The sequence below is a fragment of the Streptomyces ruber genome (assembly GCF_014648075.1).
GTDB lineage: Bacteria > Actinomycetota > Actinomycetes > Streptomycetales > Streptomycetaceae > Streptomyces > Streptomyces ruber.
In genome coordinates this window covers 292,894-307,750 of sequence record NZ_BMQK01000005.1, presented here as the reverse complement: position 1 = coordinate 307,750, position 14,857 = coordinate 292,894, and the positions used below count along the sequence as shown (strand labels likewise).

The following is a 14,857-nucleotide window of genomic DNA, read 5'->3' as shown; positions in this document are numbered from 1 at the left end:
TGGGGTGGGCGTACGCGTACACGTACGCAGAGGGGAATCGTACCGAGCCCCGGGTGCCGACCGCGAAACGGTTATGTCCCGGCCGCCCCGCTACCCCTCCTCACTCCCCGCCGCGCGCCCCCTTGAAGACGTCCAGGTCCTCTTGGAAGGACTTCATCAGCCTGTCCCGCTCGGCGTCGTCCACCGCGACGGGTTCGACCGCGGAGACGTCCGTGACCCGCCGGAACCCGCCCCGGCTCGCCAGCCGCCCGTCCACCCGGACCGGCAGCCCGACCAGATGGGCGTGCCCGGCCAGGCGGTACGCCTCCTCGTCCAGGATCACCCGGACGTCCGCGACCTCGGCGCCCGTGAGGACGCGCAGGCGCACGGCGCCCGGGCCGTCGGGGCCCGAGCGGCGCATCCGGGCGACGGTGCCGGTGACGCGCACGGGCACCGAGGGCTCCTCGCGCAGGTAGCGGGCGCCTGCCTCGCGCAGGACGGGCAGGTCGCCCGGGGAGAACTCGACGGGCCCGTCGGGGGCCGCGCGGTCCCCGGGCACCCCGGCGGCGGGCGACCAGTGGACGGTGATCCGGGCGCCCTCACTGCCGCGGACGAGGGCGACCAGCGCTCTGGTCAGCTCGTGGCTGACGCCGGCCTCGACGGCGCGGTCGAAGGCGTCCGCGCAGCCGGTGGCCCGCTGGTGGTCGATGGCCTCGCGGGCCGCGTACAGCGCCTGGTGGAGGCGGACGGCGAGGGGGCGGCCGGCCCCGACGGGGACGAAGGCCGCGAGCGCCCGGCCGCCGGTGGACGCGCCGACGAGCACGCTGTCCAGGGCGGCCGCGGCCTGGCGGCGGTGGCGGGCGCCGTGGTAGCCGGCCCGCGCGCGTGTGGCCAGCGCGGCGGCGAGGAGCATCCGGCGGGCGGCGCCGCGCAGCTGTTCCTCGGCGGCCCAGGGCGCGGCGCCGGCGGGCCCCTCGGGGACGTCGCGCGACCAGTGGACCTCGTCGCTGGGGACCGCGAGGCCGACCAGGATGTCTCGGGCGGAGGGCGAGCCGCCGCGGGCGAGCGCGAGGAGGGCCTCGCCGAGCAGGTCGTCGCAGTCGGGGAAGGCGCGGTTCTCGGGCACCAGCAGGCTCGTACGGCTCTCGCCGGGGCCGGGCGGGGTCCAGCGTCCGTAACGTCCGGGGGCGCCGCCGCGGCGCTGCCAGCCGTGGCGGCGCAGCAGCGCGCCGAGGACGGCCGGGTCGACCCGGGCGGGGTCGGGCGGGTGCGGCCACGCGAGGTCGGCGAGGTGGGCCCCGGCGGCCCTGAACGGTTCGTCGGTGGGGCGGTGCGTCATGGTCTGCCTCCCGTTCCGACCCTGGTCATGATCTCGCGGAGCGCGCGGTCGTCGAAGACGCGCGCGGTGGACATACGCACGTTGGTTCTGTGCCGGCCGGTGACCGGGTGCCCGGCGAGGTTGGCCCAGTAGCAGCAGTGCCGCAGGTCGAGCCGGTCGTGGCCGGCGCGCAGCCAGTCGTCCCGGGAGCGCGGCACGATCATCACGACCAGGATCTTGTGCACCGAGACCGGGGTGCGGGCGAGTTTGCGCAGGTGCTCGTTGTCGAGCGTGAAGGAGAAGAAGCGGCCCGGGGGGTTCGGCGGTATCTGGTACGTCGCCTTGAGCTGCACCTTGACGGTGACCTCGTCGTCGACCGTGTGCCCGGGGGCGCTGTGACTGACGTGCCAGTCGATGCCGTTGTCCGGGAAGGGCTGGGACAGCGAGCAGCCCGCGGCGGCCGCGACGGCGTGCAGATAGCCGACCTGGAGCGTCTCCATGCACGCGGTGGTGGCGAGGGCGCCGCGCACCGCCGTGTCCCGCGGCAACAGCCCGCCCCGCTCGGGCTGCGCGATCGCCATGCCAACACCCCCCGAAGCGGCCGGTATCCCGGCACGGAGCCCTGAACTGCAGAGACCGGTATTTCTGTTGTCTCCTCCCTGCGTATGGCGCAAACAGCCCGGGTATCACCGAACCGGGCAGGGAAGGGCGTCAACTGCCGCAGCACACTGAGGAATTGGGGTACGCGATGACGTACTGGTACGAGGGCCCCTTGGCCGCGTTCGACACGGAGACCACGGGTGTGGACGTCGAGGCCGACCGGATCGTGTCGGCCGCCGTCGTCGTCCAGGACGCGCCCGGGGCCCGGCCGCGGGTGACGCGCTGGCTGGTGAATCCGGGGGTGCCGGTGCCCGCCGCGGCGACGGCGGTGCACGGGCTGACGGAGGAGCACGTGCAGCGCAACGGGCGCTGGCCGTCGCCGGTGATGGACGAGATAGTGAGGCAGCTGGCGGAGCAGGCGGTGCGGGGCCGCCCGCTCGTGGTGATGAACGCGCCGTTCGACCTGACGCTGCTGGACCGGGAGTTGCGCCGGCACCGCGCGTCCTCGCTCTGCCGCTGGTTCGAGGCGACGCCGCTGCACGTGGTCGATCCGCTGGTCCTCGACCGGCATCTGGACCGGTACCGCAAGGGCCGTCGCACGCTCGGCGCCCTGTGCGCGCACTACGGTGTGCCCTTGGACGGCGCGCACGACGCGGCGGCGGACGCGGTCGCGGCGATGGAGGTCGTCCGGGCGGTGGCGCGCCGGTTCGCGGCCCGGCTGGAGCGCCTCTCCCCCGCCGAGCTGCACACGCTGCAGGCGGTGTGGCACGCGGCGCAGGCACGCGGTCTGCAGGCGTGGTTCACCCGCACCGGCACGGAGGCGGAGGTGCATCCGGCGTGGCCGCTGCGACCGGATCTACCGGCGGCGGCGTGAGCCGGCTCCCCGGGCCCTCGGACACGTACCCGGACATGCGAAGAGCCGGTCCGACGACTCGGACCGGCCTTCTCCCGGTGGGCGATACTGGGTTCGAACCAGTGACCTCTTCGGTGTGAACGAAGCGCTCTCCCACTGAGCTAATCGCCCGGGAACGCACTGAACAATACAGGTCCCCGCCGGTCCGGTACAAACCGATTGCCTGTACGGGGTCACCCCGCCCTCAGGTGTGCGGCGAGTCCCCTGTGGCCCGCCCGCATCATCAGCGTGTGGTTGGCGCGGAAGACGGGCCGCCCCGGCACGGCGAGCCGGCGCAGCAGCGGCTTGGCGACGTGGACCTCCTGGTCGTAACGGGCGAGGGTGCCGGTCCCGTCCGCGGTGAGCGTCCAGCGCGCCCAGCCCTCCAGGTCGCCGGTCATCGCGAGTTCCAGCACCCCGGCCGCCGCGTCGCGCCGCACCTCTTCCCCGGTGAACGTCAGGTCGTACGGCACGGCCGACCGTATCCGCAGCCGCGCGTGCGTGCCGTCGACCCGGGTCACCTCGCGCACCTGGGGCCACCAGCGCGGATAGTCCTGGATGCGCTCCAGCACCTCGTACACGGGGGCGGGCGGCGCGGGCAGGGCCCACAGGCTGCGGAAACGGTAGTGGTTCCAGTCCATGGGGAGATCCTGCCCGCGCCGGGCGTCCGGTCACCGGTGCGGCGTCACGGCATCCTGTCGCCGAACAGCATCGGCCCGGTGGGCGATGTTGCGGGAGCCGTTGTGGTCCGCGCGCAGGACGATCCCGCAGGACCGGCAGGCGAACCGTGCTTGTGTCACCCGGTTGGTCCGGTGGGTGTGCCGGCACTCCGAGCACTGGCGGGAGGTGTTGCGGGGGTCCACGTGGACCACCGGGACACCGGCCCGCCGGGCTTTGTACTCGACGAAGGCGCCGGGCTGGGCGAAGGCCCAGGAGTGCAGTCGTGCCCGCTGGTCTTTCCTGGCCGTGACCCTCTGCCGGATGCCGGACAGGTCTTCCGGTCCGATACCCCGCGAGGTGCGTTCAGCGGTGGCGACGAGCTTCTTGGCGATGATGTGGTTGCGCTGGGTGGCGTACCGGGCTTCCTTGCGCCGGTTGCGCTTGAGGACGCGGTCCGTGCTCTTGGTGCGTTTCTTCTGCGGCTTGGTGCGCAGGTCGCGCTTGCGCCGGCGATAGCGGTCGGCCTGGCGGCCGGACATGATGTCGCCGTCCGAGGTGGTGGCGATGTTCACGAGCCGAGGTCGACCCCGAGGAACCCGTCCGGCTCGTACACCGGCGGTTCGGGCACGTCGACGGTGGCGGTCAGGAAGAACATCCCGTCGCGCATCAGCAGGTCCGACTCGCCCTTGCGACAGGCCAGCAGCTTCAGACCCTCCGGCGAGCAGACGAAGGGGATGCCCTTCAGGCGCCCGGCCACCGTCCGGACGGAGACGGTCTGCCGGTCCAGGTTCCAGGTCAGCATCCGGTCGTCGTACGGCTGCGCCGACGTCTCACGGAAACGGACCGGCCTCGACTCGATCCGGGCCGGCGCTTGGAGCCTTCCGGCCCGTGATCGCCGGCCCTGATGTCGGCCTTGAGCGTGGCGTAGGCGTCGCGGACCTTCTTGACGGTCCGCACGGCGGCCTGCGCCCCGAGGTCGAAGTCAGCCTTGATCTGGTGGTACACGGCGTCCTGCAGCCCGTTGCGCCGCTTCGGACCGCGAGCGGACGCCACTTCGGAGGCCGCGTTCGCGGCCCGGTTGCCGGCACGCAGGGTCGCCGCCAGCGCGTCCGCATCATAAGCGGACGCAGGCAAAGGCTTCACCTGCGTGACAGTCTTCACGCAGAAAACCCTAGTAAGGCTGCCGCTCGGGACACGATCTGTCCCCCTGGCGTAACGGAGCATGCTCCGCCGCTGCGCGGCTCCGGCCCGAGGAGCCGAATCTCCTGGGGCTGAAGCCCCAGGCTTCCTCGGCAGGGATCAGGTGGAACCGGGCGGCGGCACCGAGTCCGCCTTCCTCCAGCCGGTTCGGGATGACCGGGCCCGGGGCGGCGGCGGTCCCGGCCACGGCCGAGTTTCCGGGTGCGGCCTGCGCGGTCGGGCCGAGCGCCCAGCTGAACTGGGTGGCGGCACCGGCTGCGGCGGCTGCCTTGAGGAAGGACCTGCGGTTCAGGGGGATACGGCCTTTCCTTTCCGTACGGAAGGGTTGCGGGACGTCTGCGCAATTGATCAGGGCATGCCAACAACAGGTGCGGGAGGGGGCGGGTGTCAGCGGCGCCGGCGCCGGTACCGCTCCTCCACGGCGACGGCCGCCGCCGTCACGGTCCCGAGCACCGGGACCGCGAACGGCGCGATGACCCAGGCGGACACGGCCACCACGGCCAGTCCGCCGACGAGGAGGAAGGACCCGGCGGGGTCGCGCACGGTGCGCCGCCCGGCTGCGGCGAGCAGCGTCCGCCACGCGTCGCCGGGCCGCCACACCGCCGCGGCGCGCAGCCCGGCGACGACGAGACCGATCAGGGCGAACAGCCCGATGGCGCCCACCAGCGGTCCGCCGGGCAGTCCGGCGCGCACGGCCTGAACGTCAACCCAGACGGCGGCCACGGCGGCCCAGCCGAAGAGGCCGGCGAGCCAGCCGCCGCGCACGGCCGACCGGAAGTCCGCGACGAACTCCCGCCACCCCCCCGCCCTCGTGGGCGGTGCGCCGCCGCAGGTGCCGGGCCCCGGCGGCGACCGCCGCGGGGTAGGTGACCAGGGGCAGCGAGGCCACCACGATCCACACACCGGTGAGCAGGCACTCGGCGAACAGCGCGAACCGCTCGGCGAGCACCGATTCCCGTCGTACCGTCCGGGCCTTCACCCGCGCCTCGGCCATGACCGGCTCCCCTCAGCCCTTCAGTCCGGACGTCGCCATGCCGTCGATCAGGTACCGCTGGAAGGCGAGGAAGAACAGCAGCACCGGCAACAGCGCGACCAGGGACATCGCGATGAGGCCGCCGTAGTTGGACACGGTCTCCTGGTCGCGGAACATCATCATGCCGAGCGAGACGGTGTACTTGCCGGGCTCGTTGAGGTAGATCAGCGGGCCCATGAAGTCGTTCCAGGCATTGATGAAGGTGAAGATCGCGCTGGTGATGAGCGCGGGCCGGCACAGCGGCAGCACGATCGACCAGTAGATCCGGAAGTGCCCGCACCCGTCGAGCCGCGCCGCCTCGTCCAGCTCCCGGGGCAGGTTCCGCATGAACTGCACCATGAGGAAGACGAAGAACGCCTCGGTGGCGAGGTACTTGCCGATCAGCAGCGGGGTGTAGGTGTTGACCAGCTCCAGTTTCTGGAACATGACGTACTGCGGGATCAGCAGCACGTGGTACGGCAGCAGCAGGGTGCCGATCATCAGCGTGAACATCAGGTTCCGCCCGGCGAACCTGATCTTCGAGAAGGCGTAGGCGGCCAGCGAGCAGGAGGCCAGGATGCCGACGACCGAACCGAGCGCGTAGAACAGGGAGTTGGAGAAGAAGGTGGAGATGGGGATGTCGGCGATGCCGTCGGCGAGGCCCTTGAAGTTGTCGAGGACGGGCTCGGCGGGGAACAGCTCCAGGCTGTTGATGATGTCCTTGCTGGGCTTGAACGAGGCGCCGATCACCCAGACGACCGGGTAGAGGACGACCGCGAGGACCAGCAGGGAGCCGGTGTGCCAGGCCAGCGAACCGGCGCGCCTGCGGCCGAGGGCGAGCGGCTTGCGGGGCGCCGACGTGGGAGTGGGCGTGGTGGTGGTCATCGGGTGGCCTCCTCGTAGTGCACCCACTTCTTCTGCGACCAGAAGAGGACGGCTGTCACCAGGGCCACGGCGAGCAGCAGCATCCAGGCCATCGCGGAGGCGAAGCCCATCTGGGCCTCCTTGAAGCCCTTCTGGTACAGGTAGCAGGTGTAGACGAGCGTGGAGTCGGCCGGACCGCAGAACGTGTTGGAGACGACGTACGCCGAGCCGAAGATCTGGAAGGAGTGGATGGTCTCCAGGAGGACGTTGAAGAACAGCACCGGGGAGATCATCGGCAGCGTGATGCTCCAGAACCGCCTGAGCGGTCCCGCGCCGTCCACCTCGGCCGCCTCGTAGAGCTCCCTCGGCACCTGCTTGAGGCCGGCGAGGAAGATGACCATGGGCGCGCCGAACTGCCAGACGGTGAGCGCCACCAGGCAGTACAGGATCCAGTCCGGGTTGCCGACCCAGCCGCCGACCTCCCAGCCGAGATACGACTGCGTACGGTCCACGATGGCGCCGTCCGAGAACAGCGCCCGCCAGACGAAGGCCACGGACACGCTCGCGCCGATCAGCGACGGTGCGTAGAACGCGGCCCGGTAGAAGCCCTGCCCGCGCCGGCTCTGCGCGAGCAGCAGGGCGACACCGAGCGCGAGCAGCAGCTTCAGCGGGGTGCCGATGACGACGTACTTAGCGGTCACCTCCACCGACTTCTGCCAGCGCGGGTCCTCGAACATCCTGGTGAAGTTGTCGAGGCCGACCCACTTCGGTGTGTCGAAGAGGTTGTAGTCGGTGAACGCGAAGTAGAGCGAGGCGATCATCGGGCCCGCGGTCAGCAGCACGAAGCCCGCGATCCAGGGGGACATGAAGAGGTAGCCGGCGAAGTTCTCGCGGCGGCGCGCCCCCCTGGGTGCGGTGGGGGCCGTGAGGCCCTTCTCCGGTGTGTCCGGCGGCGCGTGCTTGGGGTTCTTGACGAGCGTCGACACTGCGGTTCCCATCAGCCGGCGAGGGCGGTTTCCGCCTCGGAGAAGAACTGCTTGACGGCGTCGGAGACCTTTGTCTTGCCCTGCGACATGTCACCGGAGATGCGCAGGAAGGCGGCCTCGACGGTGTCGGCGCCGGCCGGGTGCGGGGTGGGTTCGCCGAGGACCCCGGCGGCGGCCACGTCCTCCTCGTACTGGGCGATCGCCTTGTTGGGGGCGTCGGTCGGCTGGTACGCCTCGAACTGCGGGGTGGAGGTGAGGGTGCCCCGGTCGTAGCCCATGACCTTGCCGACCTCGGGGTCGTTGACCATGAAGTCGATGAACTGGGCCGCTTCCTCGGGGTGTTCGGTGCGCGCGGAGGCGCTCAGCATCAGCCCGCCGAGCCACTGGCCGGTCTGCTTGCCGTCGGTGGTGGGGATCGGTGCCAGACCGTAGGTGCTGTCGCCCTCCGTCGCGTACCGGACGGTGAAGTTGTCCCAGGTGAATTCCGATGCTCCGTGGGCCGCCGCGAGCGCGGACTTGGGCTTGGTCTGCTCGACGATCTTCGGGTCGGTGACGATCCCGGCCTTGACCCGGTTGTACCCGTCCTGCCACCACTCCGTCAGTTCGGCCTCGGTGAAGCCGAGTCCGTCGTCGGTGAAGAACGCCTTGCCGTTCTGCCGCAGGTAGAGGTCGTAGAGGTACATGATGCCGAAGTAACCGGTGTCTCCGGCCACTTTCTGGGTGTCGCGGATCTTCTGGAGGGCGTCGAAGTACTCGTCCCAGGTCCAGCCCTGCTTCGGTGTGACGCCGGCCGCCTGGAAGACCTTCTCGTCGATGACGAGCGACATGACGTTGGACCCGACCGGAACACCGACCAGCTTTCCGTCGACCTCGCCGAGCTTGTCCAGGCCGGAGCGGAGGTTGTCCAGGCTCAGATTGCCCGCGTCAACCTGGGACTTGAGGTCCAGGACAACGCCTCTCTTGTCGTACTTCCGAAGAAAGGTGAGGGAGTTCTGGAACACGTCCGGCGGATTTCCGCCGGCCGCCTGCGTCTGGAACTTCTCCCAGAAGGACTGGTAATCCTGGAAGTCCGTCTTCACCTTGATTTTCGGGAACTTCTTCTCGAAGAGCGCGATGGACTCGTTGACCCGCTTGGCCCGTTCGTCCGCACCCCACCAGCTGAAGCGGAGTTCGACCGTTCCGTCCCCGGAGGCACCGCTGCCCCCGCCGCAGGCGGTCGCGGTCGCCCCGAGCCCCACCGTGGCCAGCGTCGCGCCGGCCACCTTCAGGACCGTCCGCCTCTCAACGTTCCTGTTCTCGTGCATGGTTGAGCCTCCCGCGACGTTGCGTCCGCCTCGTGAATCGTTTCAAGTAAGCGCTTGCTGGCACAAGGTACGGAGGCCCTCCGGGCGCGTCAATGATTCGGACAGGAATTGATGGAAAGGGCGCCGCGGGCGGAGGGTGCGGCTCGGGGCTCGGGTGGGGCGGAGGGTGGCGAAGTGTGCTGGTCGGGGGATGCGCACGGCGGGTCGGGCGTGGGGGCGGGGTGCGGCGGGGCGAGCCGGACGGCAGGCGGGGGGACGGGGCGTGGCGAGGGGGCCGCCGATGGACGCGGGAGCGAAGTCGAGGGACGAGCGGGGGAGAGAGGAACGCGTGTGACGGAAGCCCTGGCGCGGGAGCGCGGGCTTCACGCGCATTGCGAGTGCGCGCGGTCGGGTGCGGGCGTCTGGGTGTGGTACGGCGTGGAGAGCCATGCCGGAGACGCGGCGGCGACGGTGCTGAGGGGTGACCCCCGCCGGGAAGGCGATGGGGGCCGCGGCATGGGGCACCGGGCAGCGACGGTACGCCGACGAAACCGGACGGGACGGGACCGGACGGGGCCGACATGGTCCCGCATGACAGAAACATGCAGCTTGCCGACTTGCGGGCGACCGAAGGTGAGCGGTACCCGACCACGGAGAGCTACGAACGAACGCGGCACCTCTGTCGGCGCCGAGCACCGCGAGGAGCGGACGCGCCACGCGACGAGGCCGCCGACGAGTCGCCGGGGCCACCCGCCGGACCGCGCGGCGACCGCCGGAAGCCCATGGGCCCCACGACCGTTCGCGTATGCCACGCCGGCCGCGTGACGTCTGCCGACCGCGTGACGACCGCCGGACTCACTCCAGGACCCCCGCGGGCCCGCTCGCGTACGCCCCGCCCGGTCGGCCGACGGCGATGTGACGACCGCCGAACCCCCGCCAGGCCCCGCGGGCCCCACGAGGCCGTGCGCGTGCGCCCCGCGCCGCGCGAGGACCACCGGCCCCCGTAACACGACGACCCGGTCCACGATATCCGTGGACCGGGTCGTCCGGTGTTCCTGTGGGCGATACTGGGTTCGAACCAGTGACCTCTTCGGTGTGAACGAAGCGCTCTCCCGCTGAGCTAATCGCCCGGGCGCAGGAAGAACATTACCCCAAGTCAGGGGGTGCTCCCGACCACCTACCAGGTCATCGCCCGATCACTGGTTCTCGATCTTCCACGGCATCTGCAGGCCGAACTGCCACAGGTAGACCCCGATGATCAAAGCCACGATCACCAGGCCCGTCGCGGTCAGGATGATGTTGCGCCGGCGGACCTTCGGATCGAGGGCGCGCTGCGCCGCCTCGGTGACCTTGCGCTTCGTCCAGCGGAGCACCAGCTGTGCCCAGACGAACTCGGTCGCCCAGATGGCCATGCCCGCGAAGATCACCACCCACCCGGGGCCGGGCAGCACCAGCATGGCCGCACCGGCCGCGACGACCGCGAGCCCGATGACGAAGACGCCCACCTGCCAGCTGAGGTGCAGCATCCGACGTGCCTTGACGAACTCCGGCGCGCGCGATCCGAGTGGAGCCGGGCCCGTCGTCGCGGTGGTCTGATCCGCGGGCGCCCCGGTCCCGGTACTCGTTCCGTCGGCCACCACGGCGACCTCCCCCGTGTCGTGACTCCCCGTATTCATACGGCCAAACCCTACCCGAGACAAACCGGTCACCGGAATGGCCGTATCCGACGAACAGGTTCTCGGCCGTATGAGCTACCAAAAGCGACGCAAAACACTCAGAGGGGTTTACAACGGCACCGTAGGTGGGATGTCGATTTCGCCGACGTGCGAATCCCCGAGCGCACACTGAGCGAAAGGCCTTGGCGCTTATGAACACCACGGTCAGCTGCGAGCTGCACCTGCGCCTCGTTGTGTCGAGCGAGTCCTCACTGCCTGTACCCGCGGGACTGCGGTATGACACGGCCGATCCCTACGCCGTGCACGCCACCTTCCACACCGGAGCCGAGGAGACCGTCGAGTGGGTCTTCGCCCGCGATCTCCTCGCCGAGGGCCTCCACCGGCCCACCGGGACCGGCGACGTCCGCGTCTGGCCGTCCCGGAGTCACGGCCAGGGCGTCGTCTGCATCGCCCTGAGCTCTCCCGAGGGCGAGGCTCTGCTCGAAGCCCCGGCGCGGGCGCTGGAGTCCTTCCTGAAGCGGACGGACACCGCCGTGCCGCCCGGCACGGAGCACCGCCACTTCGATCTCGACCAGGAGCTGTCGCACATCCTTGCCGAAAGCTGACGGCTGACAGCAGGACACGGCCGAAAGCGAGGCACAACCGGGGCACGATCCCATAGAGCCGCCCGGCGCCGTCCACTCGGGGAGACGGCTCGGGCCACGACAGCCGCATACGGCGCGCACCGGCGTCGTCGCACGGAGCACGCGTGCGACGGCGCCGGTGCGCGTACGTACGGGCGTGGGCGGCCGCGGCGCGCGGTGCGGAGCCGTTCCGGGCACAAAGAGGCGCAAGGCCGCGCGCCGGCGGTGCGTTCCGGGCACGGGGACGCGTCAGGCCGTGCGCCGGCGGTGCGTTCCGGGCACGGGGACGCGTCAGGCCGCGCGCCGGCGGTGCGTTCCGGGCACGGGGACGCGCAAGGCCGCGCGCCGGCGGTGCGTCCCGGGCGCGGGGACGCGCAAGGCCGCGCGCCGGTTCTCCAGGGGCGGTGGAGTCCCCCGTGACAGCACCGCACGAGCGGTACGCGGGGGCCCCGTCCGGCCGCGCCCACGCTGCCGCGGGCACACGGTCCGTACCGGTCACGGGAGCTCGATCAGCCACTACCATCGGCCAGCATCGACGGGCGCCCGCCCGACCTTCAGGCCAGGGAGAGCGAAACGTGCTGATCACCCACGACACCCGGTGCGCCCTCGACACCGTGGTGGATCTGGTCAACACCGTGCCGGACGACGACACCACGCCCGACGGGCTGGCGGACGTCGCGGCGCTCGGCGATTTCGTACGCAACCACAAGGTGAGCGACGTGGGAACGCTGTCGGAGTTCGACCTCGCGGCGGTGCGCAAGGTGCGCGGCCGGTTCGCCGAGGTCTTCGCGGCGCCCGACGCGCGCTCGGCCGTGATGACCATCAACGAGCTGGTGGCAGCGGCCGGCACCACACCACGGCTCACCGACCACGATGGCTTCGACTGGCATGTGCACTACTTCGCGCCCGGCGCCTCCGTCGCCGACCACCTCGCGGCCGACTGCGGGATGGCACTGGCCTTCTTCGTGGTCGCGGGCGAGCAGGAGCGCCTGCGCCGCTGTGAGGCGCCGGACTGCCGGCGCGCCTTCGTCGACCTCTCCCGCAACCGCTCCCGTCGCTACTGCGACAGCCGCACCTGCGGCAACCGTCTGCACGTGGCCGCGTACCGCGCCCGCCGCAAGGAGGCCGCGGGCTGACGGAGCCCTGGGCGGGTGGCGCCCGGGCTCCGTTTCCGGCTCAGAGCATCAGCAGATCGTGCAGTGATGTCATGAGAAGCAGGCAGCCGATCACCGCAAGAAAGATCATCAGCGGTGGCTGGGAAAGGGCGAAGAGACACCCCCGTCGCTCCTCGGGCGGGGCGGCGGAGTCGCTCTCTGTTGTGTCCAGCATCTCGCGGGCGATGATGACGCAGCAGGCACCCCCGACGCGATCAACACGCCCGAAATGGCTGGGTGTTCACCAATAACCGGGCCGTACGGGAGCAATCGTGATCACTTACGTGCTCCGGTCGCCCGGTCGTGTCACCTGTTCCGTCCCGACGGCACCGTCGTCGGCTTCCCGGTCGTACGCCGTGCTTCTTTCATATGCCGTGCTTCTTGAGGATGGCCTCGATCTCGCTGAAGTCGTCCGCGGGCTCCGTGGCACGGGAGGCGGACGCCGGGCGGGTTCCCGCCCCGGTTCCCTTCCCCGTGCGTCCCGCGTATCCCGTGCGGGAGTCGTTCGGCAGCGCGGGCGCCGAGACCGCCGGGGCGACCGCCTCGCGCCCCGCCCCCTCGGCGGCCCTGCGTTCCTTGCGCTCCTTGCGCGTCCCGCCGCCGCGCCGCTCCACGGCCCGGGTGACCAGGAAGAGCAGCCAGGCGGCACCGAGCACACCGAACCCGGCCCACGCCGTCGGGCTGAAGGCGGTATCGGCCGCCCACTCGACGGCTCCGGTCATCACCAGGCCGATGGGGACGAGCGCGTAGGCGGCGATGCGGGCGGCCCTCAGGAAGCGCCTGCGGTAGGCCGTGATCGCGGCGATGCCCAGGCCGGCCGCGGAGACGGCGGAACAGACGGTCTCGGCAATCATCCGGTCCTCCAGGCGGGAGCTCGTCGAGCGGGTCGAGTCGAGCGGGTCGAGCGGTGTCGAGCAGGCGTCGAGCAGGGTCGGCCGGTTCGTCCGCCCCTTCCATCGTGCACCGCCGCACACCCGGTGTGCCATGGTCCGACCGGACCTCAGGGAGATCTCCGGGTTCCTTCGGGGCCGTCTCCGCCTCTGGTACCAGGCACGCTCCTCCCTCCGCCGCCCCGGCTGGGCCGGTCGCGCCCGGACTGCGAGACTGGTGCCATGAACGACTCCTCCCCCGCGCGTTCCGCCGTCGTCCTCGACGTCTGGTGCGAACTGCAGTGCCCCGACTGCCGTGGCGCCCTAGACGACATCCGCGCCCTGCGCGCCCGCTACGGCGACCGGCTCGACGTGCGGCTGCGGCACTTCCCGCTGGAGAAGCACAAGCACGCGTTCGCCGCGGCCCAGGCCGCCGAGGAGGCCGTGGAGCAGGGCGCCGGGTGGCCGTACGTCGAGGCCGTGCTGGGCCGTGTCGAGGAGCTGGCCCGCGAGGGCGAGCCCTTCCTGGTCGGGGTGGCCCGGGAACTCGGCCTGGACGCCGAGGAGTTCGACACCGCGCTCATCGACGGCCGGCACATCCTGACCGTGGACGCCGACCAGGCCGAGGGAAAGGCGATCGGGGTGACCGGCACCCCGACGTACGTCATCGGCGGCGAACGCCTCGACGGCGGCAAGAGCCAGGACGGACTGCGCACACGCATCGAGGAGATCGCCGACCGCCTGCTGGCAGGTGACCTGGCCGCCGGCTGAAGCATGCCCGTACAGGTGCTTCCGTGCGGCGCTTCCGTACAGGCGCAGGTACTGCACAGGTACTAGAGCAGCTCCTTGTACAGATAGTGGACGAGGGTCCGGTAGCCGAGCGAGGCGTAGAGACGCTCGGCCGGGGCGTTGCCCGCGTGCACGTTCAGGCGGATCGCCGTGTGCCCGGCCGCACGCGCCTGGGTCTCCGCCAGGTGCATGAGCGCCCGGCCGTGGCCCCGGGCGCGGTGCCGCTCGTCCGTCTCCACGTCGTACACGAAGGCCCGCCCGTCGCGCTCGCCCAGCCACAGCGTGCCGGCGGCGGTTCCCTCGTGCTCCAGCACACTGAGCGTCATGCCGGCGGTGGCCGTGCCGTCGGGCAGCAGCGCGGCATGGCCCCTGCGGATGAGCGCGCGGGCCTCGGCCGCCGGTTCGCCCAGGGCGGCCCGCTCCCGGGCGTACGCCTCCTGCCGGTGCCGGCTCCAGTCCGCGAACTCCGCCTCGGACAGGGGGCGGCTGCGGCTCCCCGCGGGCAGCTCGGGAGGGGCGTCGGCGACACGCTTCTCCATGAGGCGGCTGCCGGGCACGTAGCCGAGCGCGGTCGCCAGCGACAGGGCCGCCCCGGCGTCGGCGGGTACCGCCGCCTCCAACCGCCGGCAGCCCCAGCCGCGCACCACCTCCTCCGCGGCGAGCGCCGCCACGGTGCCCCGGCCCCGGCGCCGGTCGGGCTCATCGATCCGCAGGTCCAGGATCCGGGCCACCGAGTCGCCGAGGACGGGGTGCGTGCCGAGGTTGACCGCGCCGACCGGCCGGCTGTTCACACACACCCGGTAGCGGCGTGAACGGGTCCCGTCGGCGTCGTGCTGAAGCGGCTCGGCCGGCCGCAGGGTGGTGGTCATCGGGGTTGTTCTACCCGCCCGGCGCACCGTATCCGCCGGCCGTGCGCACCGATCACGGTCGGGCGACCCGCTCCGGGCCGCCG

Annotated in this window: 17 protein-coding genes, 2 tRNA genes and 2 pseudogenes; 4 read left to right on the top strand and 17 right to left on the bottom strand. The window is 71.5% G+C overall.

Translation table 11 applies throughout. The features are described 5' to 3' along the window. Positions 1-100: 100 nt before the first annotated feature. Both IEZ04_RS15350 and IEZ04_RS15345 read right to left on the bottom strand, forming a co-directional pair. A complete protein-coding gene (locus tag IEZ04_RS15350; RefSeq protein WP_189217394.1) occupies positions 101-1,318 on the bottom strand; it encodes a hypothetical protein in 1,218 nt (405 codons plus the stop codon). Continuing rightward, complete coding sequence (locus tag IEZ04_RS15345) at positions 1,315-1,878, bottom strand: DUF4365 domain-containing protein (RefSeq protein WP_189217393.1); 564 nt, start codon at positions 1,876-1,878, stop codon at positions 1,315-1,317. Before IEZ04_RS15345 ends, IEZ04_RS15350 begins: the two co-directional genes overlap by 4 nt. Before the next feature lie 167 nt (positions 1,879-2,045). On the opposite strand from IEZ04_RS15345, the gene IEZ04_RS15340 reads away from it, so the two are divergent. Next, on the top strand, positions 2,046-2,771 hold the full coding sequence (locus tag IEZ04_RS15340; RefSeq protein WP_189217450.1) for an exonuclease domain-containing protein: 726 nt from the start codon (positions 2,046-2,048) through the stop codon (positions 2,769-2,771). Positions 2,772-2,849: 78 nt separating this feature from the next. Here IEZ04_RS15340 and IEZ04_RS15335 read toward each other — a convergent pair. From IEZ04_RS15335 to IEZ04_RS15290, 12 genes and pseudogenes are all read right to left on the bottom strand, one after another. Further along, positions 2,850-2,921, bottom strand: a tRNA-Val gene (locus tag IEZ04_RS15335). Positions 2,922-2,983: 62 nt separating this feature from the next. Then, positions 2,984-3,430, bottom strand: coding sequence for an SRPBCC family protein (locus tag IEZ04_RS15330; protein WP_189217392.1), 447 nt, complete (start codon positions 3,428-3,430; stop codon positions 2,984-2,986). A 30-nt stretch (positions 3,431-3,460) separates the two neighbouring features. Beyond that, the gene (locus IEZ04_RS34845) at positions 3,461-4,021 is read right to left on the bottom strand and encodes an RNA-guided endonuclease TnpB family protein (RefSeq protein ID WP_229821052.1); all 561 of its coding nucleotides are present in this window, start codon (positions 4,019-4,021) and stop codon (positions 3,461-3,463) included. Further along, positions 4,018-4,251: a hypothetical protein gene (locus IEZ04_RS34840; protein ID WP_229821051.1), complete on the bottom strand. Its 234-nt coding sequence runs from the start codon at positions 4,249-4,251 to the stop codon at positions 4,018-4,020. The genes IEZ04_RS34845 and IEZ04_RS34840 overlap by 4 nt, the downstream gene beginning before the upstream one ends. Next, a complete protein-coding gene (locus tag IEZ04_RS34835; protein WP_229821050.1) occupies positions 4,245-4,610 on the bottom strand; it encodes a hypothetical protein in 366 nt (121 codons plus the stop codon). The genes IEZ04_RS34840 and IEZ04_RS34835 overlap by 7 nt, the downstream gene beginning before the upstream one ends. A 154-nt stretch (positions 4,611-4,764) precedes the next feature. Continuing rightward, positions 4,765-4,947, bottom strand: a pseudogene (locus tag IEZ04_RS15320) (twin-arginine translocation signal domain-containing protein); the annotation flags it as partial. An 89-nt stretch (positions 4,948-5,036) separates the two neighbouring features. Then, positions 5,037-5,643 (bottom strand): annotated as a pseudogene (locus tag IEZ04_RS15315) (hypothetical protein). A 12-nt stretch (positions 5,644-5,655) separates the two neighbouring features. Beyond that, on the bottom strand, positions 5,656-6,546 hold the full coding sequence (locus IEZ04_RS15310) for a carbohydrate ABC transporter permease (protein WP_189217391.1): 891 nt from the start codon (positions 6,544-6,546) through the stop codon (positions 5,656-5,658). After that, positions 6,543-7,523 (bottom strand): carbohydrate ABC transporter permease, encoded by a 981-nt coding sequence (locus IEZ04_RS15305; RefSeq protein WP_189217390.1) that lies wholly within the window; start codon positions 7,521-7,523, stop codon positions 6,543-6,545. The genes IEZ04_RS15310 and IEZ04_RS15305 overlap by 4 nt, the downstream gene beginning before the upstream one ends. After that, on the bottom strand, positions 7,523-8,815 hold the full coding sequence (locus IEZ04_RS15300; protein ID WP_189217389.1) for an ABC transporter substrate-binding protein: 1,293 nt from the start codon (positions 8,813-8,815) through the stop codon (positions 7,523-7,525). Before IEZ04_RS15300 ends, IEZ04_RS15305 begins: the two co-directional genes overlap by 1 nt. Before the next feature lie 1,037 nt (positions 8,816-9,852). Beyond that, positions 9,853-9,924 (bottom strand) — tRNA-Val (locus tag IEZ04_RS15295). Between the two features lie 66 nt (positions 9,925-9,990). Then, on the bottom strand, positions 9,991-10,470 hold the full coding sequence (locus IEZ04_RS15290) for a TIGR02611 family protein (RefSeq protein WP_189217388.1): 480 nt from the start codon (positions 10,468-10,470) through the stop codon (positions 9,991-9,993). A 191-nt stretch (positions 10,471-10,661) separates the two neighbouring features. On the opposite strand from IEZ04_RS15290, the gene IEZ04_RS15285 reads away from it, so the two are divergent. Both IEZ04_RS15285 and IEZ04_RS15280 read left to right on the top strand, forming a co-directional pair. Next, positions 10,662-11,075: an SsgA family sporulation/cell division regulator gene (locus IEZ04_RS15285; RefSeq protein WP_030577202.1), complete on the top strand. Its 414-nt coding sequence runs from the start codon at positions 10,662-10,664 to the stop codon at positions 11,073-11,075. A 593-nt stretch (positions 11,076-11,668) separates the two neighbouring features. Continuing rightward, the gene (locus tag IEZ04_RS15280; RefSeq protein WP_189217387.1) at positions 11,669-12,229 is read left to right on the top strand and encodes a CGNR zinc finger domain-containing protein; all 561 of its coding nucleotides are present in this window, start codon (positions 11,669-11,671) and stop codon (positions 12,227-12,229) included. 40 nt (positions 12,230-12,269) lie between these two features. Here IEZ04_RS15280 and IEZ04_RS15275 read toward each other — a convergent pair whose 3' ends face one another. Next, a complete protein-coding gene (locus IEZ04_RS15275; RefSeq protein ID WP_189217386.1) occupies positions 12,270-12,422 on the bottom strand; it encodes a hypothetical protein in 153 nt (50 codons plus the stop codon). A gap of 190 nt (positions 12,423-12,612) precedes the next feature. Beyond that, positions 12,613-13,101, bottom strand: a complete 489-nt coding sequence (locus IEZ04_RS15270) for a hypothetical protein (RefSeq protein ID WP_189217449.1) — start codon at positions 13,099-13,101, stop codon at positions 12,613-12,615. Positions 13,102-13,359: 258 nt separating this feature from the next. Here IEZ04_RS15270 and IEZ04_RS15265 point away from each other — a divergent pair, with 258 nt between their 5' ends. After that, on the top strand, positions 13,360-13,887 hold the full coding sequence (locus IEZ04_RS15265; RefSeq protein ID WP_189217385.1) for a DsbA family protein: 528 nt from the start codon (positions 13,360-13,362) through the stop codon (positions 13,885-13,887). A gap of 62 nt (positions 13,888-13,949) precedes the next feature. On the opposite strand, the gene IEZ04_RS15260 is transcribed toward IEZ04_RS15265, so the two are convergent. Continuing rightward, entirely contained in the window at positions 13,950-14,774 is an 825-nt protein-coding gene (locus IEZ04_RS15260) for a GNAT family N-acetyltransferase (protein WP_189217384.1), read from the bottom strand. Between the last annotated feature and the right edge of the window lie 83 nt (positions 14,775-14,857).

Bases quoted from the DNA above. Each gene is read 5' to 3' on its own strand.
- IEZ04_RS15345 (WP_189217393.1), bottom strand. From the start codon at position 1,878: ATGGCGATCGCGCAGCCCGAGCGGGGCGGGCTGTTGCCGCGGGACACG.
- IEZ04_RS15290 (WP_189217388.1), bottom strand. From the start codon at position 10,470: ATGAATACGGGGAGTCACGACACGGGGGAGGTCGCCGTGGTGGCCGAC.
- IEZ04_RS15340 (WP_189217450.1), top strand. From the start codon at position 2,046: ATGACGTACTGGTACGAGGGCCCCTTGGCCGCGTTCGACACGGAGACC.
- IEZ04_RS15350 (WP_189217394.1), bottom strand. From the start codon at position 1,318: ATGACGCACCGCCCCACCGACGAACCGTTCAGGGCCGCCGGGGCCCAC.
- IEZ04_RS15265 (WP_189217385.1), top strand. From the start codon at position 13,360: ATGAACGACTCCTCCCCCGCGCGTTCCGCCGTCGTCCTCGACGTCTGG.
- IEZ04_RS15330 (WP_189217392.1), bottom strand. From the start codon at position 3,430: ATGGACTGGAACCACTACCGTTTCCGCAGCCTGTGGGCCCTGCCCGCG.
- IEZ04_RS15300 (WP_189217389.1), bottom strand. From the start codon at position 8,815: ATGCACGAGAACAGGAACGTTGAGAGGCGGACGGTCCTGAAGGTGGCC.
- IEZ04_RS15305 (WP_189217390.1), bottom strand. From the start codon at position 7,523: ATGGGAACCGCAGTGTCGACGCTCGTCAAGAACCCCAAGCACGCGCCG.
- IEZ04_RS15270 (WP_189217449.1), bottom strand. From the start codon at position 13,101: ATGATTGCCGAGACCGTCTGTTCCGCCGTCTCCGCGGCCGGCCTGGGC.
- IEZ04_RS15260 (WP_189217384.1), bottom strand. From the start codon at position 14,774: ATGACCACCACCCTGCGGCCGGCCGAGCCGCTTCAGCACGACGCCGAC.
- IEZ04_RS15310 (WP_189217391.1), bottom strand. From the start codon at position 6,546: ATGACCACCACCACGCCCACTCCCACGTCGGCGCCCCGCAAGCCGCTC.
- IEZ04_RS15275 (WP_189217386.1), bottom strand. From the start codon at position 12,422: ATGCTGGACACAACAGAGAGCGACTCCGCCGCCCCGCCCGAGGAGCGA.
- IEZ04_RS34840 (WP_229821051.1), bottom strand. From the start codon at position 4,251: ATGCTGACCTGGAACCTGGACCGGCAGACCGTCTCCGTCCGGACGGTG.
- IEZ04_RS15285 (WP_030577202.1), top strand. From the start codon at position 10,662: ATGAACACCACGGTCAGCTGCGAGCTGCACCTGCGCCTCGTTGTGTCG.